General features: G+C 33.1%; 20 protein-coding genes. 13 read left to right on the top strand and 7 right to left on the bottom strand.

Annotation, left to right across the window (positions count from 1 at the left end):
* The first annotated feature begins 207 nt into the window (after window positions 1-207).
* Window positions 208-1,116 carry a pseudouridine synthase gene (locus tag DM444_RS16120; RefSeq protein ID WP_111288444.1) on the top strand — a complete coding sequence of 303 codons (909 nt, stop codon included), beginning with the start codon at window positions 208-210 and terminating at the stop codon, window positions 1,114-1,116.
* A gap of 64 nt (window positions 1,117-1,180) precedes the next feature.
* Here DM444_RS16120 and DM444_RS16125 read toward each other — a convergent pair whose 3' ends face one another.
* Both DM444_RS16125 and DM444_RS16130 read right to left on the bottom strand, forming a co-directional pair.
* Window positions 1,181-1,783 (bottom strand): DUF937 domain-containing protein, encoded by a 603-nt coding sequence (locus DM444_RS16125; RefSeq protein ID WP_111288446.1) that lies wholly within the window; start codon window positions 1,781-1,783, stop codon window positions 1,181-1,183.
* A gap of 275 nt (window positions 1,784-2,058) precedes the next feature.
* Window positions 2,059-2,559, bottom strand: a complete 501-nt coding sequence (locus tag DM444_RS16130) for a DUF456 domain-containing protein (RefSeq protein ID WP_111288448.1) — start codon at window positions 2,557-2,559, stop codon at window positions 2,059-2,061.
* Window positions 2,560-2,725: 166 nt separating this feature from the next.
* On the opposite strand from DM444_RS16130, the gene DM444_RS16135 reads away from it, so the two are divergent.
* Entirely contained in the window at window positions 2,726-3,211 is a 486-nt protein-coding gene (locus tag DM444_RS16135) for a hypothetical protein (RefSeq protein WP_111288450.1), read from the top strand.
* A gap of 130 nt (window positions 3,212-3,341) precedes the next feature.
* Here DM444_RS16135 and DM444_RS16140 read toward each other — a convergent pair whose 3' ends face one another.
* Window positions 3,342-4,445, bottom strand: coding sequence for a glycosyltransferase family 2 protein (locus DM444_RS16140; RefSeq protein ID WP_111288452.1), 1,104 nt, complete (start codon window positions 4,443-4,445; stop codon window positions 3,342-3,344).
* A complete protein-coding gene (locus DM444_RS16145) occupies window positions 4,442-5,386 on the bottom strand; it encodes a lysylphosphatidylglycerol synthase transmembrane domain-containing protein (RefSeq protein ID WP_111288454.1) in 945 nt (314 codons plus the stop codon). Before DM444_RS16145 ends, DM444_RS16140 begins: the two co-directional genes overlap by 4 nt.
* A gap of 97 nt (window positions 5,387-5,483) precedes the next feature.
* Between DM444_RS16145 and ruvC the strand changes: the two genes are divergently transcribed.
* From ruvC to DM444_RS16185, 8 genes are all read left to right on the top strand, one after another.
* Window positions 5,484-6,038 carry a crossover junction endodeoxyribonuclease RuvC gene (gene ruvC, locus DM444_RS16150; protein ID WP_111288456.1) on the top strand — a complete coding sequence of 185 codons (555 nt, stop codon included), beginning with the start codon at window positions 5,484-5,486 and terminating at the stop codon, window positions 6,036-6,038.
* A gap of 99 nt (window positions 6,039-6,137) precedes the next feature.
* Window positions 6,138-6,509, top strand: coding sequence for a four helix bundle protein (locus DM444_RS16155; RefSeq protein ID WP_111288458.1), 372 nt, complete (start codon window positions 6,138-6,140; stop codon window positions 6,507-6,509).
* A gap of 98 nt (window positions 6,510-6,607) precedes the next feature.
* Window positions 6,608-7,744 carry a radical SAM family heme chaperone HemW gene (gene hemW, locus DM444_RS16160; protein WP_111288460.1) on the top strand — a complete coding sequence of 379 codons (1,137 nt, stop codon included), beginning with the start codon at window positions 6,608-6,610 and terminating at the stop codon, window positions 7,742-7,744.
* 80 nt (window positions 7,745-7,824) lie between these two features.
* On the top strand, window positions 7,825-8,589 hold the full coding sequence (locus tag DM444_RS16165; RefSeq protein ID WP_111288462.1) for a cyclase family protein: 765 nt from the start codon (window positions 7,825-7,827) through the stop codon (window positions 8,587-8,589).
* A 58-nt stretch (window positions 8,590-8,647) separates the two neighbouring features.
* Window positions 8,648-9,049 (top strand): GNAT family N-acetyltransferase, encoded by a 402-nt coding sequence (locus DM444_RS16170; RefSeq protein ID WP_111288464.1) that lies wholly within the window; start codon window positions 8,648-8,650, stop codon window positions 9,047-9,049.
* The gene (locus DM444_RS16175; protein ID WP_111288466.1) at window positions 9,046-9,396 is read left to right on the top strand and encodes a DUF4260 domain-containing protein; all 351 of its coding nucleotides are present in this window, start codon (window positions 9,046-9,048) and stop codon (window positions 9,394-9,396) included. Before DM444_RS16170 ends, DM444_RS16175 begins: the two co-directional genes overlap by 4 nt.
* Window positions 9,397-9,402: 6 nt before the next feature.
* Entirely contained in the window at window positions 9,403-9,774 is a 372-nt protein-coding gene (locus tag DM444_RS16180; protein ID WP_111288468.1) for an MmcQ/YjbR family DNA-binding protein, read from the top strand.
* 73 nt (window positions 9,775-9,847) lie between these two features.
* On the top strand, window positions 9,848-10,549 hold the full coding sequence (locus DM444_RS16185) for a PH domain-containing protein (RefSeq protein ID WP_111288470.1): 702 nt from the start codon (window positions 9,848-9,850) through the stop codon (window positions 10,547-10,549).
* A 118-nt stretch (window positions 10,550-10,667) separates the two neighbouring features.
* Here the strand turns inward: DM444_RS16185 and DM444_RS16190 are convergent, their stop codons facing one another.
* On the bottom strand, window positions 10,668-11,768 hold the full coding sequence (locus tag DM444_RS16190) for a DUF4407 domain-containing protein (protein ID WP_111288472.1): 1,101 nt from the start codon (window positions 11,766-11,768) through the stop codon (window positions 10,668-10,670).
* A 240-nt stretch (window positions 11,769-12,008) separates the two neighbouring features.
* On the opposite strand from DM444_RS16190, the gene DM444_RS16195 reads away from it, so the two are divergent.
* On the top strand, window positions 12,009-14,819 hold the full coding sequence (locus tag DM444_RS16195; protein WP_111288474.1) for a TonB-dependent receptor: 2,811 nt from the start codon (window positions 12,009-12,011) through the stop codon (window positions 14,817-14,819).
* A gap of 74 nt (window positions 14,820-14,893) precedes the next feature.
* Window positions 14,894-15,952 carry a phytase gene (locus tag DM444_RS16200; protein WP_111288475.1) on the top strand — a complete coding sequence of 353 codons (1,059 nt, stop codon included), beginning with the start codon at window positions 14,894-14,896 and terminating at the stop codon, window positions 15,950-15,952.
* 124 nt (window positions 15,953-16,076) lie between these two features.
* Here DM444_RS16200 and pckA read toward each other — a convergent pair whose 3' ends face one another.
* A complete protein-coding gene (pckA, locus tag DM444_RS16205; RefSeq protein ID WP_111288477.1) occupies window positions 16,077-17,681 on the bottom strand; it encodes a phosphoenolpyruvate carboxykinase (ATP) in 1,605 nt (534 codons plus the stop codon).
* A gap of 302 nt (window positions 17,682-17,983) precedes the next feature.
* Entirely contained in the window at window positions 17,984-18,370 is a 387-nt protein-coding gene (locus DM444_RS16210; protein ID WP_111288479.1) for a DUF423 domain-containing protein, read from the bottom strand.
* Between the two features lie 187 nt (window positions 18,371-18,557).
* Between DM444_RS16210 and DM444_RS16215 the strand changes: the two genes are divergently transcribed.
* Window positions 18,558-19,922 (top strand): saccharopine dehydrogenase family protein, encoded by a 1,365-nt coding sequence (locus DM444_RS16215; RefSeq protein WP_111288481.1) that lies wholly within the window; start codon window positions 18,558-18,560, stop codon window positions 19,920-19,922.
* Window positions 19,923-20,071: the final 149 nt, after the last annotated feature.

The raw sequence follows: 20,071 nt of genomic DNA on the forward strand, positions 1-20,071 counted from the left end.
GTTCAGTCAACTTTGTTTGCAGTGGAAATCTTTTTATTTTTTCCTTTAAAAAATAAAAAATTGAAACGAAAAGCGGGAAACCATATCTCAAAAAAATCCAATTGTACTGCTTCTGAACATCTTAAAACAAAACGCTATTAATCTAAGAACATTGAACTTAAGATTTATTAGCAGGAAAAAACTATCTTTGCACAAATTAATGATTCTATGAACAACAAGGAAGGCAACAATAAAAGAGGCGGATCGAGACCAAATAGCTCACGACCAAACTCTAACAAGCCAAAACCTCCTATGGCTAAGCGCGCGCAAGGGCCTAAAAAAGTAAAACCTGAAGTTAAAGCTGCTCAGGAAGCTGCTGCTGAAAAATTTAGAAAACAAAATCAGCCAGCAAAGAGACAAAAGGCTTCAGATGAAATTCGTCTAAACAAATACATCTCTAATTCTGGTGTTTGTTCTCGTCGTGATGCCGACATTTATATTCAGTCTGGAAACGTTAAAGTTAACGGTACTGTAGTTACTGAAATGGGTTATTTAGTAAAACTGAATGATGTTGTAAACTTTGACGGCGTTACATTAACTCCTGAAAAGAAAGAATATATTTTATTGAATAAGCCTAAAAACTTTACGACAGCTTTTGACGAAGGTCAGGAATATCGTAACGTTCTTGAACTTGTTCGTGGCGCTACAAATGCAAAAATTGCTGCTGTAGGAAGAATGGACAAGAATACAACTGGTTTATTATTGTTTACTAACGATACTGATATGATTCGTAAATTTACGTTGCCGAATCAAAAATCGCCTAAGATTTATCAAGTTTCTTTAGACAAAAACCTGAAATTTGAAGATTTAGAAAAAATCAGCAAAGGTTTAGTTCTTGACGGACACCGCGTTTTTGTTGAAGAAGTAAGCTACATTGATAATGAACCAAAAAGCGAAGTTGGTCTTAAACTGCGTACTTCTAACGTAAAAGTAGTGCGTGCTATTTTTGAGTCTTTCGAATATAATGTATTACGTATCGATCGTGTTTCGTTTGCCGGATTGACCAAAAAGAATCTCCCTCGTGGAAACTGGCGCTTTTTGACCGATCAAGAAATTATCAATTTGAAAAACATGTAATTGTTTTTCAAATTGTAAAATTATAATGAATCCTGTTTTCTTTTGAAAATGGGATTTTTTATTTTTAGAAACTAAAGAAATTATGTCCGAAAAGGGTAAATATTGATCTTCCGATAGATTGGTTTTTTTCTTCTACTGTTTCGTAATTTGAAAAACCTAGGATGATTTTGATTCCGGGAGGAATGCTGTTTAGGATATCTCTTTTTTGATCGTCTAAAAGGAGTTTTAAACTTTCTATTAATTGAAGATTGAATCTTAAGTAAGACATTACAAGTAATGCTGAAAAGTTAAGTATTTCGCGAGCTGTTTCGCTTTTTATACCTACTTCGTTTGAAACCATTTCTGAAATTCTTCCTTTTTTATTTTCGAATAATTCTTTCAGTAAAACATTTCCTTCCAAACGGTAACAGTCGTCGACTGATAAAATTCTGCCTGCATTAAAATCTACTTCCTGGTAAAAAGTAGAATCTTCTTTGATTAGTGAAACTATTTCAGAGTAAAAATCAGATTCTTCGGCTTTGTTGTAGAGTCCCATTAAAATTGTGCCAATCGAGACGTCTATTCCCTTGATTAAAAGTGCATCGTTCTCAAAATAAAACTTGTTTAACTTGGAGACAACATTAGAAGAAATAAAGCGTCTAAGTTCAATTTGTAGGTTTGGGGTCATACTCATAACTTAAAAAAATGATTATTTATACTCGTTTAAAATAATCGATAAAGTGAGGCTTTTTATCGTTTATCGTGATAAAAATATAAAATATTTTAACATTTCCAAAAATTAAGTTAAAAATTTGCCTACCTAGTAACCAGTTCTTAACAGTAAAAATGTGTTAACACCAATAAACACAACCCTTTCGTATTCAAACACAAAAGAAAAAAATATCAGAAAAACTTCACATTTATTTTTTTTAGCAACGCAAGAGAGTCAAAATTGTTATATAATTAAAAAAAAATGTTTCGATATTCCCACACAATTTTCAAGAAAATACCCAAATAAGTGATTGAAAAAAGAAAGTTTATAAAGCTCGAAGCAAGAAATCCAAGTAAAGATCCTGTAGCTGCTTTTAACGCTCGTTTATGGTTTTGAGAATCATAAATTAACTCTCCAATAAATGCTCCCACAAAAGGCCCAATTATGATTCCGAAAGGTATCGGAGCTATAATTCCAATAATCAAACCAATGTTCGTTCCCCATACTCCGTAAGAGCTTCCGCCAAATTTTTTAGTTCCTTTAGACGGAATCACGTAATCTAATATAGTAATGATGACCATTAGAACAAAAGTAATCCCTAAAACCCAATAATTATTTTCGACTGCTTTGGTAAGATATAGTAAAAGCAATCCAACCCAACAACTGGACAAACCAGGAAGAACGGGAATAAAACTTCCAAGAACACCAACAATTACGCATATAAAACCAAGAATGAGCAGTAATAAATCCATATATTCTTTATAAATTTGTTCTTACAAATTACTATATTTATTCTTTACAAATACAGCTTTTACAATGTATTCTTGCAAAGGTTAAGATTCAAAGTTAGAGAAAGATTCTCAAAAAAATAATCGTATTTTTATATCATCATTTGTTTATTCATTCAACACCAAAATCTTGAGGCAGTTTTTTCTTCTTTTTATATGCGTTACTTTTCATTCTTGTCAATATTTTGAGAAGCAGGTTCCGTCTGAAAAAGAGTTACTTCAGAAAGAATTGAAATCAATTAATTGGAAAGAAGTTGACGAATATCCATCGGTTCCAAGCTGCGAAAAAATTACTGATAAAAAATTGCGTCAGCAATGTTTTTTTGAAGTTATGTCTAGTCTTATTCAGGAAAAACTAAATATAGACAGCTTATCCATAATGTATCCGGAATTGGATACAATCGAGGTAAAAATAACTGTTTTTCCTAACTCTAAGATGAAGTTTGAGCCTCAGTTTCCTAAAGATTCTGTAGTCTATGACACCATAAAAATCGATAGCATTCTGCGTGCACGTCTGGTCGATTTCCCAAAAGTAAATCCGGCTATAAAACGTGGTATTCCAGTAAAAACGCAATTTATTTTGCCCGTTATTATAAAAGCAAAAGACGATAAATAGTTTTATGAGGAGCTCATTCCTGCTGTCCGCTATATTCCCGATAAACAAAAACTACGGCTAAAAAGCCTTGTTTTTCTAAATCGGGAGATGCCGCTCCCATCAGGGCTAGGGCACTCAATTTCAAAAGAAGCTATTTTCTAAACTGACGATCTTTCCATTCGTAAGAACCAAACAAACTATACAAAGCCACAGCCGAACTAAAAAATGGATACAGCAAACTACTCAATAAAAGGCTTTTTATTCTAGTTTTTGTCAAAAATTGATTCGTTATTGAAAGCAAAACATAATCAATTGCAAACTTAGAAAAGGCAAAAATCACAAAAATTGGATACAACCAAATTCCGAAAAGAAGTGAGAAAAATCCAATTACAAAACTCAAATTTCCAAAGAATACTATCAATCCCAGAAACTTTCCGAAAGTGCTATTATATGAACTTGTTTTCGCCGCCCAACGCACTCTTTGATAAAATAAAAATTTCCAGTTTTCGGTTGGTTTTGTTGTTACAATTGCTTCTTCTGCTTTTAAATAATGAACTTTTTCAGGAAACTTTTGAATCGCTTTTTGCAGTAAAAAAACATCATCTCCGCTGGCAATTTTATCATTCCCTTCAAAACCATTTAAACTTTCGAAGAATGCTTTTGTATAAGCAAAATTAGCTCCATTGCACATAAAACCTTTACTCAAACCAAAACTTCCAATTGTAGCGCCTTGCAGACTCGTCAAATCCAATTGCTGAAAATGGTCTAAGAATGAGTTTCCGCATTTATACGTTACAGCGCCCGCAAGCATCGAAACATTATTTGCCTGAACATAATTATCAAACGTTAAAAGCCAGTTTTCAGGAACAATACAATCTGCATCTGTTGTAATAACCCAATTGGTTTTTACGTGTTGCATTGCAGTTGTAATAGCATCTTTTTTAGGAGATTTGGAAACACGAATATTGTTTATTTGTGAAATGTGAAATGTGAAATGTGAGACTTGAAATTTTTCATCTGAAGCATCATCAACTAAAATTACATCAAATAAATCTATTGGATAATTTAGCTTTGAAAAACTTTTTAAAAGTATTGGCAAATTTTCTTTTTCATTCCGAAAAGGAACTATAATCGTAAAACTTGTTTTTGGTTCTAAATCTTGTTTTTGATATTTTTTTATTTTTAAAAAACCATAAATCAGCAACGCAATGCTAATTACATAAATTGCTAATATGGTGAATAATCCGAAAATCATTCTGGAGTTTTCGTTTTAAAATTCAGCACAAAATAGCTTCCCAAAACTACTGGAAGAACTACGTTTAAAAACCACATTAAAGTGCTTATAAATACAACAATCCATTCGTTGACACCCAAAATTCCGAAGAAATAAATCGCAACACTTCCTTTTACTGCAAAGTCTAAAAACTGAAAAGTTGGCAATGAAGAAGCTAAAAAGTAAACTGATGTTATCGCTGCCATCAAAGTTAAATAAGGCAAGTCGACATCAAAACCTAAAAACAAAAAGTAATATTGATGTGAAAAAACCAAATAACGGCAGATTCCTAAAAAAATGTTTTTCTGATGAACTGGTTTTGGAATTTCATTGATTTTATGAATCAGTTTTTCAATTGAATATCCTTTGACTTTTATCTTTTTAATTGAAAACAAAATAATTAGAATCAATACAAATCCACCAAAAAGAATCAAAACTGTTCTGGTCGTAATTACATTAAATTGCGCATTGAAATATAGTAATCCAAAAATTCCAAAAATTACCGTTAGAATCATCTGGATTCCGTTGCAGATTAAGTTCAGAAAAACAACTCTTTTGGCTTCCGATTTTGGATAATACAAAGCTTTTCCAGCGTACTCTCCTACTCCATTTGGCGTAAAAATTCCAGCAGTTAAAGCGGCTAAAACTTGTTTTGTGGCTTCATAAACGGATATTTTATGAATTACATTTGCAAGATTCTGCCATTTTAAAATCTCGAAATAACGGTTCAGCACACTCAAAAGCAAAATAAACGAAACTCCTAAAATCGATTGATTTTTTTGGAATAAAACAATGAACTTATTCCAGTCTAATTTGTCGTTGTTTGCCAGCTGATTGTAAATAAAATAAAATGCACCGCCAACAATCAAAAGTTTGGTTACAAGAACAAGGAATTGCTTAGCTTTGTGAGGAATTGAAATCATGCCGCAAAAGTAATCAATTTGAGAATGTGGCAATTTGAAAATGAGAAAATGAGTCAATTTTCTAAACTTGAAACCTTAAACCTGAAACAACAATCTCTTGACACAAGAACGCATCATATTAGGTATTGACCCCGGAACCACAATTATGGGTTTCGGATTGATTAAAGTAATCAATAAAAAAATGGAATTTTTGCAATTGAATGAATTGCAACTTTCCAAATACGACAATCATTACCAAAAATTAAGAATCATTTTTGAACGAACTATCGAACTCATCGAAACGCATTGTCCAGACGAAATTGCGATTGAAGCACCTTTCTTTGGCAAAAATGTACAATCGATGCTGAAATTAGGTCGCGCTCAAGGTGTTGCAATGGCAGCAGGACTTTCAAGAGGCATTCCTATTACTGAATACGAACCAAAAAAGATAAAAATGGCAATCACCGGAAACGGAAATGCCAGCAAAGAACAGGTTGCTAAAATGCTGCAACAGCTTTTAGGCTTAAAAGAATTACCAAAAAATCTCGATTCAACAGACGGTTTGGCGGCTGCGGTTTGTCATCACTTTAATTCAGGGAAAGTTGTCGCAGGAAAAAGTTATTCGGGTTGGGATGCTTTTGTGAAACAAAACGAGGATCGAGTTAAGAAGTAGTGGTCAGTGGTCAGATTTTTAGTGATCAGTTAATTAAAACCGTGTAAGTTTTTTTTAATAATTTTCTTACTTTATATTCGTTATGAATAAAAAACCTTAATGAAATTTCAAGATTTATTAGCTTACAAAAAATCTTTTTCTTTAGCAATGAAGATATTTGATATTACAAAACAGTTTCCAAAAGAAGAAACTTATTCATTAACAGATCAAATTAGACGTTCATCTAGAAGTGTTCCGGTTACGATTGCCGAAGCTTACAGAAAACGTATTTATCCGAAACATTTTTACAGTAAATTAACTGATTCTGATGGCGAAAACTCTGAAACACAAGTTTGGTTAGAATTTGCCCTTAATTGTAAATATATATCAAACGAATCCTATAATGAGCTTTTATCCGAAAGTATTGAAATAGGTAAATTATTAAACTATATGCTCCTATACCCAGAGAAGTTTGGAGTTAGAAAAGAGTAATCAGTGATCAGTTTTTAGTGTTCAGTAATTTAAAAAAATAATATCAGTCTGAATACTAAAAACTGAACACTAAAAACCTGAACACTGAACACTAAAAAATGAGCGGCATCTACATTCACATACCATTCTGCAAACAGGCTTGCCATTACTGCGACTTTCATTTTTCGACTTCGATGAAAAAGAAAGACGAAATGGTTTTGGCTTTAGCCAAAGAAATTGGTATGCGTAAAAATGAATTTAAAGAAGAAATTGTAGAAACAATTTACTTTGGAGGCGGAACTCCTTCTGTATTGTCAAATGATGAAATAAACTTTTTAATTTCAGAGGTTTATAAAAATTATAAAGTTGTAGAAAATCCTGAAATTACTTTGGAAGCAAATCCTGATGATTTATCTTCTGGAAGAATTCTAGAATTATCTAAAAGTCCGATAAATCGTTTAAGCATCGGAATTCAGTCTTTTTATGAAGAAGATTTGAAGATGATGAATCGCGCTCATAATTCGGCGGAAGCCAAAAAATGTTTAGAAGAAACGACAAAATATTTCGATAATATTTCATTGGATTTAATTTACGGAATTCCAGGAATGAGCGACGAAATGTGGAAACAGAATATACAAACAGCTTTGGATTTTGGAATTCCGCATATTTCAAGCTATGCTTTGACGGTTGAACCAAAAACAGCTTTAAGTAAATTAATTCAAACCGGAAAAGTGGCTGAACCACAAGATGAAGTGGCTTCAAACCATTTTATGATTTTGGTTGAAATGCTTCAGAAAAATGGTTTTATACATTACGAATTATCCAATTTTGGGAAAGAGAATTATTTCTCTAAAAACAATTCGGCATATTGGCTGGGCAAGAAATATATCGGAATCGGACCTTCGGCACATAGTTATGATGGCGAAAAAAGAGGCTGGAATATTGCCAATAATTCATTGTATTTAAAAGCAATTCAAAACGATGAACTTCCAATTGAAAGTGAAGTCCTGACTGTTTCAGATCGTTATAATGAATATATTATGACGGGATTAAGAACCATTTGGGGCGTTTCTTTAGACAGAATTGAAAAGGAATTCGGATCAGAATATTTGAATTATTTACTAGAACAATCTCAAAAGTTCTTAAATGACAATTTACTTTCAATAGAAAACAACATTCTAAAACCAACTCCAAAAGGAAAATTTTTAACGGATGGAATTGCTTCAGATTTATTTTATCTAAATTTGGATGAATAAAAATTAGCCACGAAGGCACAAAGACTCAAATTTATTAAACTTTGTGACTTAGCGTCTTTGCGGCATAAAAATCCAAATTTGTGTTAGCAAAAATCAACAACTTCGAAATCGACTTATCAAAACCCATCGATATTTCTATTCCATTAACCAATACAGACGAAAACCCAATTGCTTGGTATATCAAAAAACCAGTCATTGAACCTGTAGTTTTTGGCGACTGGATAGGAAAAGTTTCGGAAGGAAAATCATCTACGAATTTTAATAATATCTTCTTCAATCCGCATGGACATGGAACGCATACGGAATGTTTGGGACATATTACAAATGATTTTTACAGTATTAATGAATCTCTCAAACAATTCTTCTTTTTTGCTAAACTGATTACGATTGAACCTGAAAAGATTAAAGATGATTTTGTTATTACAAAAGATCAAATTGTAAACTTGCTTGCTGAAAAAACAGAAGCTTTAATCATTAGAACACTTCCAAATCAGCTAGAAAAAAAGTCTCGAAAATATTCTAATACCAATCCGCCTTATTTAGCTGAAGATGCTGCTGTTTTCATCCGCGAAAGCGAAATTCAACATTTATTGATTGATTTGCCAAGTGTAGACAAAGAACATGACGAAGGAAAATTATTGGCGCATAAAGCGTTTTGGAATGTAAAAGACACGCATAATCTGAATTCTGACGCAAGATTAAATGCTACAATCACCGAAATGATTTATGTTTCAGACGAAATTGAAGATGGAAATTACATACTAAATCTTCAAATCGCTTCGTTTGAAAATGATGCAAGCCCGAGCAAACCTTTATTATATAAAATTTTAGATTTTAGAATGTAGATTTTAGATTACTCTACTTCAAAAATCTAAAATCTACATTCTAAAATCTAAAATTAAAATGATAACCGTTTCTACAGATAAAACCAAACTCGATGTTCCGTTTATACAAAACTTCCTGAAAGACATTTATTGGGCGGCGGGTCGAACTATTGAAGAAGTCCAGCGTACGATTGATGCTTCGGTTTGTTTTGGAATTTATTTAGATGGCAAGCAAATTGGTTTTGCTCGCGTCATAACCGATTATGTAGTTTTTGCTTATTTAATGGATGTTTTTATTACAGAAGAACATCGTGGAAAAGGATATTCATCCATTTTAATTGAAACGATGATGACTGAACCCCAATTGCGAGAAGTTAAAATCTGGCGATTGGCAACAACCGACGCTCACTTTTTATACGAGAAATTCGGATTTACAAAACTAAATCATCCTGAAAAGATGATGGAAAAAATAGTCAAATGAAAACAGTCTTAAAACTTGAGGAAGTCGCTTTATTTATTCTTGGAATATTTCTTTTCAACCGTTTAAATTATGAATCGTGGTGGTTTTTGGCTTTAATTTTAATTCCCGATTTATCGATGATTGGTTATGTTTTTGGAAACAAAATTGGAGCATTTCTTTATAACGTCTTTCATCACAAAGGGATTGCGCTTTTAATTTATGCTGCTGGATTTTATTTAAATATCGAAATTGTGCAGTTAGCAGGAATTATTTTATTTTCACATTCGGCAATGGATCGCATTTTTGGTTATGGCCTTAAATATGAAAAAGGTTTTAAATACACGCATTTAGGTGAAATTGGTAAATAAAAAGTTATGAATTTAGAAACGTTTTACGAATATTGTCTTTCAAAAAAAGGTGTCAGCGAGCATTTCCCTTTTGATGAAGATACTTTGGTCTTTAAAGTAGGCGGGAAAATGTTTGCTTTGTCTTCGCTTTCTCAATGGGAAAAAAATGAGCAATCAGCAAATTTAAAATGCGATCCAGACCGCGCACAGGAACTTCGAGCAGAATATGACGAAATACAACCTGGATTTCATATGAGTAAAGTGCACTGGAATACCGTGGCTTTGAACGGAAATTTACCTGATAAATTCGTGAAGGAACTTATAGATCATTCGTACGAATTGGTTTTCAAAAGTTTGGCAAAGAAAATTCAGAATGAAATTATCGAATTAGAAAATTAGGCATTACATTTGCACGGTGAGATAAAAACTTAACAACCCCAATCAATTTGCAAATTAGCAATTAAGAAGAATCATGAAAGAACAATTTAAAAAATTTCTGAACGAAGAACAAGATCCTAAAGCGATTGAAAAAATCACTTCTAAACTTACAGATTTATTGATGAAAGGTGAGGAAGTTGGTTATATCGCAGTACAAAAAAAACCTGCAATTACTGTTTTTCCTGATAGTATTGTATTAACAAACAAACGTATCATTATCTGTAAGCCTAAAAATTTAGGTCTTTCTATGGATTTTACTGATTACACTTGGGATGATATTGCAAGTACTTTTGTAAAAGAAAACATTTTAGGTTCTGAGTTTTCATTTGGCACAAAAACAGATTTAGCTGTTTCTATTGATTATATTCCGAAAATTCAGGCTAGAAAAATTTATACTTACGCTAAAGAACAATTGGATTTATTGAAAAATCCAGTTTCCGCAGGAGCGCCAGTTCAGGAAATTGTTGAAGAAGCAGAGCCAGAATTTGAAGACGAAATCGAAGAAGTTGAAACTGAAGAAGTAACAAGCTTTGCAGAAATTTTACCTGCTGCTCCTGCTGTTACAGAAACTTATGAACCGCTTCCGTCTCAACCAGCTGGAGAACGTAAATTAAGCGATTTATCTAAAGAAGAACTTTTTGATAAATTACAGAATTATAAAAAACTTCTTGACAATGGTTTAATCATGCAGGGAGAATATGATGCTTATAAAAAAGAGATTTTAAGCTACATGTAATTTAAAAGTACAAAGTTCTGAGTACAAAGTACAAAGATTATTGACTTTGTCTAAAATAAAAAAAGCCCGAAATAGAGATTCTATTTCGGGCTTTGCATTTAAACTTTGCACTTTGTACTTATAAAGTCGCTTTTTGTTTTTCTACAAATTTATGCGATTGCAGTTCCAGTAGCTCTTTGGCATTTTTTCGTTGTAAATCGAATAAACCTTTATCTTCTGCAATATCAGCGTAGACTTTATCATGCATTTCTGCGCTTGTTTTAACCAATAAATCTCGTTGGTATTTATTTTGTGCCAAAGTTGCTTTCATTGCCGTTTCGGCTTCTTCTTGTTTGAAATCGAATTCTCCTTTTGGGGCTAATAATTTAGCTATAATTGGAGAGGTTTCAATTGCCAAAAACAACAGCATAATGAAAAACGATGGCAACCAAGGCAGTTTGTTTAACGCATTGATACGCGCCATTAATCCGTCAAAACCTTCAATGATAGGCTGTGTCTGCGAAACCTTTTTATCTAAATCGGCTTGAAGCTGTACGCCTGCTTTTTCTTTTTCGGCGATTTTAGCTTCGTTTGTTTTTTTAAGCGTTTCAAACTCTTTTAGAGCTGCATCATGCTTTTCGCGTTTTTCTTTATAAACTGGACCTTTTCCTAATTTCTTAGTTCCGGCAGTCCCTTCGGCTTCGGTAATATAAACCGAATACAAAGCGTTTACTTCTTTCTCTTTCTTTACAATATCCGCTTTAAGCGCTGCGATTTCTGCTTTATTTTTATCTAAATCCGTTTTGAAATAGGTTCCAATTTGTTTTTTATTGGCCAATTCCATTTCGTTTTTCTCTTTCAATAAAACGGTATTGATTTCCTTTTCGAAAATCTTAATTTCTAAAGGTTTAGAGATTACAATCGCAATAATAATCGCCAATATAATACGTGGAGTTGCTTGCAGGAATTCATCCATAAAACGATCCCTCTTTTTAATCGTAGAAACAATAAATCGGTCTAAATTGAAGATTAGTAAACTCCAAACAAATCCAAAAATTAAAGCGGGATAAATAGAATCGAAAACGGTAAAAAGTGCATAAGCACTGGCTAAAAAAGCCATAACTGCTGTAAAGAATACGGTGGCACCAATACCAACATATTTGGTTTGTTCGCCTTCTGAGCAGTCTTTCAAGAGATCACGGTCGGCTCCTGAACATAGGATAAAAAATTGTTTTAACATGATTGATGATTTTTGATTGTGATTGATACGGCAAATTTAACGCCAAATTTTCAAATACAACCAAAATATCATTTTTCTTTTTACTGGAAATCAATTATTTGATGCTTCTCATGTTATTTAAAGATTAATAAATCTTAACACGTTGGGATTAATCATAACACTATGTTAATTTTTTTTCAAGGGTTTAGTAATAATAGGGTTCTAGCTTCGCAACCAAAATAAAAACCAAACACACACACAATGAAAAAATTCTATTTATTAACTGCATTCTTTTTATTCGCCTTTACAGGTTTTGCTCAGAAAGCGATTATATCAGGAAAGATATTAGACGCCGATGACAAACTGCCTCTTCCTGGAGCAATGGTTCAAATTGTAGGCGAGAAAAAATACACCGTTTCAGACTACAACGGTCGTTTCGAATTATTAAACATTAATGAAGGAACGTATCAAGTTGAAGTAAAATATATTGGATTTACTTCTTTAACTCAAGAAATAAAAGTTGAGCAAGGAAAAAACAACGTAATTGATTTTTCTCTTAAAGCTTCTGAAAATGAACTGAAAGAGGTTATTGTTGGAGATATCTTAAAAGGTCAGGCAAAAGCGCTGAATCAACAGAAAAATAACAAAAACATCGGAAACGTAATTTCTTCAGATCAAATGGGACGTTTTCCTGATGCTAACGTTGGAGATGCTTTAAAACGTGTTCCAGGTATCACAATGCAGAATGACCAAGGTGAAGCTCGTAACATTATTATTAGAGGTTTAGCTCCATCTTTGAACTCTGTAACTTTAAATGGTGACCGTATTCCGTCTGCTGAAGGAGATAATAGAAACGTACAAATGGACTTAATTCCATCTGATATGATTTCTACAATCGAAGTAAACAAAACGCTTACATCAGACATGGATGCTGACGCAATTGGAGGTTCTGTAAACTTAATTACAAGAGCAACTCCAAACGGAGAAAGAATTTCTGCAACTCTTGCAGGAGGTTATTTGCCAATTCGCGATCACGCTTCTTACACAGCTGGTTTTGTTTATGGTAACCGTTTTGCAAATGATAAATTAGGAGTTGTTTTCAGCGGATCTTACAACAATGTTGATTACGGTTCTGATAACATCGAAAACGAATGGGTAAAAGATGATTTTGGAAATGAATATCTACAAGCTTCAGAAATCAGAAAATATGATGTACAACGTATCCGTCGTAGTGCGTCTGTTGCTTTAGATTATAAATTTAATGACAACAATACGATTTTTGCAAATGCAATCTACAACTGGAGAGATGATAGAGAAAACCGTTTCAGAACTACTTACGATGATATTGAGCCACTTTATAATGGTGAAGAAATTGTTGGTTTTGAAGGCCGTGTAAAACGTCAGACAAAAGGTGGTTTAGACAATAGTAGAAACAAAAACAGAAGATTAGAGGATCAAAGAGTTCAAAACTACTCTATTCGCGGAGAGCATTTAATCAATTCTACATTAGATTTAGATTGGTCTGCTAACTATGCAAAAGCTAGAGAATACCGTCCAGGTGAGCGTTATATCGAATACCGTCAAAAAGGTTTAGAAATGTTCCAAGATTTATCAGATATCAGATTTCCTTTAATGACAACTGTTGGAGAATCTGTTGATGAATTTACATTTGATTCTGTTACTGAAAATACAGATGAAACAAGCGAAAGCGAATTTGGTGCTAAAGTAAACATCCGTTTCCCTTTCTCTGTAATTGCAGGTGAAAAAGGAAGATTGAGAACAGGTCTTAGACTTCGTTTAAAAGAAAAAGAAAGAAACAATATGTTCTATTCTTATACTCCAATTAACGACGACATGGAATTATTATCGCAAGTTCCAACATCTTATTATGATGGAAACGGATTTAATCCAGGAAGCAAATATATGCCAGGAACTTTCGCTTCGGCTTCTTTCTTAGGAAGTTTAGATTTAAACAATGCTTCTCTATTTGAAAAAGAAGCAGATCCAGCAGAATATTTAGCTGTAAACTATAATGCTAAAGAAAGAATTACTGCTGCTTATGTAAGATGGGATCAAGATTTTAACGATAAACTTTCTATGGTTTTAGGTTTCCGTGTTGAAAATACTCATATTGATTATACAGGAAACCGTGTGTTAGACGAGGAAGAATTAGAAAGTAAAATCAACAATACAAACTCATACACTAATTTATTGCCAAGTATTTCATTCCAATACAACGCAACAAAAGATTTAGTTTTGAGAGCTGCTGCTACAACTGCGTTGGCTAGACCAAACTATTATGCATTGGCTCCTTATGTAAACAATATCGCTGCTGATAAAGAAATTACAGCTGGAAATCCAGATCTTAAAGCTACCTATTCATACAATTATGATTTCATGGCTGAGAACTATTTCAAATCTGTTGGTTTAATTTCTGGAGGTGTTTTCTACAAAAGATTAAATGATTTCATTTACAATTACAGCGATAATCAATATACTGATGCGAAATTTGCTGCAGATTTCCCTAATCAAGTAAACCCAATTCCAGCAGGAGAAAACTGGTCTTTCTTACAATCTAGAAATGGTGAAAATGTTGATGTTTATGGATTTGAGGTTGCATTTCAACGTCAATTAGATTTCTTACCAGGTAAATTCTTAAAAGGTTTTGCTATCTATTTGAACTATACGTACACGCAATCTAAAGCAAAAGGTATTGCTGATGAGGATGGAAACGAAAGAAATGAGATCAGTCTTCCAGGTACTACTCCGCACATGTTTAACGGATCTTTATCTTGGGAGAACAAACGTTTCTCTGCAAGAATCTCAACAAACTTTACATCTGATTATTTAGATGAATTAGGTTCTGAGTCTTACAAAGACAGCTACTATGACAAGCAGTTTTTCTTAGATGCAAATGCTTCTTATAAAATTACTCCAAAACTTCGCTTTTTTGCTGAAGCTAATAACTTAACAAACCAACCGTTACGTTACTACCAAGGAGTTGCTGCACATACAAAACAAGCTGAATATTACCAGCCACGTTACAATTTCGGATTGAAATTAGACTTGTAATCTGCACTTTTTTAAAATTCTTAAATTAGACAGAGTTTAGCGCTCTGTCTAATTGCATTAAAATATATAACATAATGAAAAATAAATCTTTAGTTGCTTTTTTACTTTTAAGCTTAGCATTTACAGCTTGCAAAAACGATAAATTAGCGCCAGTTCAGCCAAACGCAGTAAAACCTACAATTGTTACAGAAGCTTTACCTCACGATACAGATGATCCTTCAATTTGGATTAATCCAACTGATGCTTCAAAAAGTATTATTGTTGGAACAGATAAAGACACAGACGGAGGTTTGTATGCTTTTGATTTGAATGGAAAAATCCTTAAAAAATCAATTCCGCTAAAACGTCCAAACAATGTTGATATCGCTTACGGATTAATTATTGACGGAAAAAAAGTAGACGTTGCGGTTACAACTGAACGTGAAGAAAATAAAATCAGAATTTTCAGTTTACCTGATTTAGAACCAATTGATAACGGCGGAATTCCTGTTTTTGATGGAGAAGCGCAACGCGATCCAATGGGAGTTGCTTTATATACACGCCCAAGCGATGGTAAGATTTTTGCTATTGTGGGAAGAAAAACGGGCCCTTCTGGAAGTTATTTATGGCAATATGAACTTTCTGGAAACGGAAAATTTGCTGCAGCAAAAGTGGTTCGTAAATTCGGAACATACAGCGGTAAAAAAGAAATTGAAGCTATTGCTGTAGATAACGAATTAGGTTTCGTGTACTATTGTGATGAACAAGCTGGAATTAGAAAATACAAAGCAGATCCAGCTTTAAACGATAATAAAGAATTGGCTTTCTTTGGTCAGAAAGATTTCAAAGCAGATCACGAAGGAATTGCGATTTACAAAAAAACAGATTCTACAGGATATATTTTAGTATCGAATCAGCAGGCAAATTCTTTTATGGTTTATCCAAGAGAAGGCGCGAAAGGAAATCCGAACAATCATCCATTGTTAGCCGAAGTTCCAACTTCTACAATCGAATGTGACGGTGCTGATGTAACAAGCGTTAACCTTGGTGGACAATACAAAAACGGACTTTTCGTAGCAATGAGTAACGGAATGACTTTCCATTATTATGCTTGGGATTTAATCCAAAAACGCATAGACGAAGCTAAAAAATAAAGTTTCAAGGTTTTCAGTCGCGGTTCAGTGTTCAGTGTCTATTTTTTTTTACTGCGATTGGAAACCAACTAAAAAAAGCTGTTCAGAAATGAACAGCTTTTTTATTTGAATTAAATAATTCCTTTTATTCTGTAATCGGTGCGCCTGCTAAGATTTCAGCATTTGCAAACTCTTCAAATTTGGCAAAATTAGCTTTGAATTTCTGAGCTAATTCTAACGCTTTTTTATCGTATAAATCTTTGTCCTCCCAAGTATTTCTAGGATTTAAAATCTCCTCTGGAACATTCGGACAAGATTGTGGTTTTGCAAGTCCAAATACTTTGTGATCTACATACTCTACGTTGTCTAATTCTCCTTTTAAAGCAGCAGTAATCATTGCACGAGTATATTTCAATTTCATACGGCTTCCAATTCCGTAAGGTCCGCCTGTCCAACCCGTATTGATCAACCAAACTTTTACTCCTGCATCTTTCATTTTTTTGCTTAACATTTCAGCGTAACGCGTTGGATGTAAAGGCATAAATGGAGCTCCAAAACAAGCAGAGAAATTAGGCTGAGGCTCAGTTACACCAGCTTCTGTACCCGCAACTTTTGCAGTATATCCAGAAATAAAGTGGTAAGCAGCCTGACCTGGAGTTAATTTTGAGATTGGAGGCAGAATTCCGAAAGAATCAGCCGTTAAGAAAAATATATTTTTAGGATTGTGTCCAACCAAACCTGGCTGTACATTATCGATATGTGTAATTGGATAACTTACACGAGTGTTTTGAGTGATTGAAACATCATCATAATCAACTTCGTTTGTTCCTTCTTTGAAAACCACATTTTCTAAAAGCGCTCCTTTTTTGATTGCTCTAAAAATGTCTGGTTCGTTCTCTTCTGTTAAGTTGATTACTTTAGCATAACAGCCTCCCTCGAAGTTGAAAACTGTATTTTCGTTTGTCCATCCGTGTTCATCGTCTCCGATTAATTTACGCTCTGGATCTGCTGATAAAGTTGTTTTTCCTGTTCCAGATAATCCGAAGAAAATTGCTGTATCTCCGTCTTCACCAACATTAGCACTACAGTGCATTGGAAGTGTATTTTTGAAAACTGGAAGAATAAAGTTCAAAGCAGAGAAAATTCCTTTTTTCATTTCTCCTGTGTAACCAGTTCCTCCAATTAAAGCGATTTTTTTAGTAAAATCCAAAATCGCAAAATTAGACTGGCGTGTTCCATCTACAGCAGGATCTGCCATAAAACTTGGTGCACAAACAACTGTCCATTCTGGAGTAAAATTAGCTAGTTCCGACTCTTCAGGACGTAAGAACATATTATAGCAAAACAAATTAGACCAAGCCGTTTCTGTTACAACACGAACATTCAATCTATAATTTGAATCAGAACACACATAAGAATCACGAACAAAAACTTCTTTGTCTGATAAAAATGCTGTTACCTTCTTATAAAGCTTTTCAAAAGCCTCAGGTTCAAACGGAATATTTACATTTCCCCACCAAACTTGATCTTTTGTAATATCATCTTTTACGATAAAACGATCTTGTGGAGAACGACCTGTAAATTCACCAGTATTAATTGCTAACGCCCCAGTAGAATTCTCAACACCTTGCCCTGATTGCAAAGTAATTGCATGAAGCTCATCTGCAGATAGTTGATAACGAACTTTTGCATTTTCAATTCCTAATTCTTTTAACGAAATCGATTTCGAGAAAACTGTATTAGTGTCCATAAATTTTAAGTTGTGTGTGATATTTTATTAACGAAGCAAAATTACAGATTAATTTTTATTTCTTTTAAAATACTTAAATTTCACTTTGATTTATACGAAAAAAGAGAAATTTCACTTTAAAAATTACAAAAAGAAAAAAATAACTGCTTGTATTTTGTTTTATTACAACCTTATCAGCGAATTTGTTATATTATTTTTGTTTAACAATAGAAAATACAAAAAAGTCACACAAATAAAGTTATATGTTATTTATGTGACAAAATTAAAGATTAATTCTTAGACAGAATTTTTTTTTCGGGATTTTATGATTTTCTCTTCAAAATCGCAAAGAATAATAGCGCCCAGCCAATAATTAATAGAAAACCACCTATTGGAGTTGCGAATACGATAATTTTAGAATAAAACAAAGTATAGTCTTTTGTGGCTACCAAATAGATTGAACCGCTAAAAAGAACAACTCCAGCAACTATAAAACCATAGATTGTTTTTAGTGTTTTTTCTGCAAGATCTTTTTGAGTAGATAAAAAGAGAAGAAATAAGGCATGATACATTTGGTAACGAACACCAACTTCAAAAGTATTTAATTGATCAACTGAAAGATATTTTTTCAATAAATGAGCACCAAAAGCACCCAAAATAATAGCCAACATACCTATAAAAGCTCCAGTTAGAACGATTTTTCTTTTCATAATATATCTCTTTTGAAATTTGACACAAAAATACTTCAAACGAACCGAAAAACCGCTTTAGTTTTGAGATTATTTAGAACAAAATCAAATTATTTTTTATCAGGATTCAAAAAATAAATTCAATTTTATTTAATTTAGATTGTTATATTTATAACATTTAAATATATTTGTGTTAAATATTTAAAGCATGAGAAACGTTTTAATAATTGGAGCAGGTAGATCTGCATCTTCGCTTATTCGCTATTTATTATCAAAATCCGATGAGGAAAAGCTGCATTTAACCGTAGCCGATCTTTCATTGAATCTTGCGAAAGCAAAGACTCAGAATCATCCTAATGCGACTCCGCTTGCCTTGGATATTTTTAATGCCGACGAAAGAAGAAAAGCTATCGAAAATGCTTCTATAGTAATTTCGATGCTTCCAGCGCATTTGCATATCGAAATTGCAAAAGATTGTTTAGAATTTAAAAAACATCTTGTTACAGCTTCCTATATAAGTGATGCCATGCAAGCTTTAAACGAAGAAGCCATCAAGAACAATCTGATTTTCATGAACGAAATTGGTCTCGATCCTGGAATCGACCACATGAGCGCCATGAAAGTTATTGACGATATTAGATCAAAAGGCGGTAAAATGCTTTTGTTTGAATCTTTCTGTGGCGGACTTGTAGCTCCTGAATCTGACAATAATTTATGGAATTACAAATTTACTTGGGCACCAAGAAACGTTGTCTTAGCAGGACAAGGAGGTGCTGCAAAATTTATTCAGGAAGGAACTTATAAATATATTCCGTACAGTGCTTTATTTAGAAGAACTGAATTTTTGGAAGTTGAAGGTTACGGAAAATTTGAAGCTTATTCGAATCGGGATTCTCTTAAATACCGTTCGGTTTATGGTTTAGATGATGTTCTGACTTTATATAGAGGAACTATTCGAAGAGTTGGTTTTTCACGAGCTTGGAATATGTTTGTACAACTCGGAATGACTGATGATAGTTATGTTATAGAAGATTCTGAAAACATGAGTTATCGTCAATTTATCAATTCTTTTCTTCCGTATCATCCAACAGATTCTGCCGAAATTAAAACCCGATTGATCTTAAAAATCGATCAGGACGATATTATGTGGGATAAACTTTTGGAACTGGATTTATTTAACCCAAACAAAAAAGTAAATCTGCCAAATGCAACTCCTGCGCAAATTTTAGAAAAAATCTTAACCGACAGCTGGGCTTTAGAACCAGATGACAAAGATATGATCGTGATGTATCACAAATTTGGTTATGAATTGAATGGAGAAAAGAAACAAATCGATTCTAAAATGGTTTGTATTGGCGAAGACCAAACTTATACCGCAATGGCAAAAACAGTCGGGCTTCCCGTTGCAATTGCAACATTATTGATTTTAAACAGCAAAATTACAACTCCAGGCGTACAGCTTCCAATAAAAAAAGAAGTTTATGAGCCTATTTTGAAAGAGTTAGAAGAATATGGGGTTATTTTTAATGAGCAAAAAGTGCCTTATTTTGGTTATAATCCAGACTTGTTTTAATCTGGATTACATCTTTATTTTTAGAATTTTTTTTAATTAGTTTTTAATTTTATCCGCTTCTCAAAACAGAAGCGGATTTTTTTTCTTTTTAATAAGGTACAAAGTTGCAAAGGTTCAAAGGAACAGAGTTAGTTTTTTTTAATCTTAAA

Origin of the sequence: Flavobacterium ginsenosidimutans, assembly GCF_003254625.1 — a bacterium.
GTDB classification, from domain to species: domain Bacteria; phylum Bacteroidota; class Bacteroidia; order Flavobacteriales; family Flavobacteriaceae; genus Flavobacterium; species Flavobacterium ginsenosidimutans.

Coding starts and splice junctions, on each gene's coding strand:
- DM444_RS16120 (WP_111288444.1), top strand. CDS start 208: ATGAACAACAAGGAAGGCAACAATAAAAGAGGCGGATCGAGACCAAAT.
- DM444_RS16125 (WP_111288446.1), bottom strand. CDS start 1,783: ATGACCCCAAACCTACAAATTGAACTTAGACGCTTTATTTCTTCTAAT.
- DM444_RS16130 (WP_111288448.1), bottom strand. CDS start 2,559: ATGGATTTATTACTGCTCATTCTTGGTTTTATATGCGTAATTGTTGGT.
- DM444_RS16140 (WP_111288452.1), bottom strand. CDS start 4,445: ATGATTTTCGGATTATTCACCATATTAGCAATTTATGTAATTAGCATT.
- DM444_RS16145 (WP_111288454.1), bottom strand. CDS start 5,386: ATGATTTCAATTCCTCACAAAGCTAAGCAATTCCTTGTTCTTGTAACC.
- DM444_RS16155 (WP_111288458.1), top strand. CDS start 6,138: ATGAAATTTCAAGATTTATTAGCTTACAAAAAATCTTTTTCTTTAGCA.
- hemW (WP_111288460.1), top strand. CDS start 6,608: ATGAGCGGCATCTACATTCACATACCATTCTGCAAACAGGCTTGCCAT.
- DM444_RS16170 (WP_111288464.1), top strand. CDS start 8,648: ATGATAACCGTTTCTACAGATAAAACCAAACTCGATGTTCCGTTTATA.
- DM444_RS16175 (WP_111288466.1), top strand. CDS start 9,046: ATGAAAACAGTCTTAAAACTTGAGGAAGTCGCTTTATTTATTCTTGGA.
- DM444_RS16180 (WP_111288468.1), top strand. CDS start 9,403: ATGAATTTAGAAACGTTTTACGAATATTGTCTTTCAAAAAAAGGTGTC.
- DM444_RS16185 (WP_111288470.1), top strand. CDS start 9,848: ATGAAAGAACAATTTAAAAAATTTCTGAACGAAGAACAAGATCCTAAA.
- DM444_RS16190 (WP_111288472.1), bottom strand. CDS start 11,768: ATGTTAAAACAATTTTTTATCCTATGTTCAGGAGCCGACCGTGATCTC.
- DM444_RS16195 (WP_111288474.1), top strand. CDS start 12,009: ATGAAAAAATTCTATTTATTAACTGCATTCTTTTTATTCGCCTTTACA.
- DM444_RS16200 (WP_111288475.1), top strand. CDS start 14,894: ATGAAAAATAAATCTTTAGTTGCTTTTTTACTTTTAAGCTTAGCATTT.
- pckA (WP_111288477.1), bottom strand. CDS start 17,681: ATGGACACTAATACAGTTTTCTCGAAATCGATTTCGTTAAAAGAATTA.
- DM444_RS16210 (WP_111288479.1), bottom strand. CDS start 18,370: ATGAAAAGAAAAATCGTTCTAACTGGAGCTTTTATAGGTATGTTGGCT.
- DM444_RS16215 (WP_111288481.1), top strand. CDS start 18,558: ATGAGAAACGTTTTAATAATTGGAGCAGGTAGATCTGCATCTTCGCTT.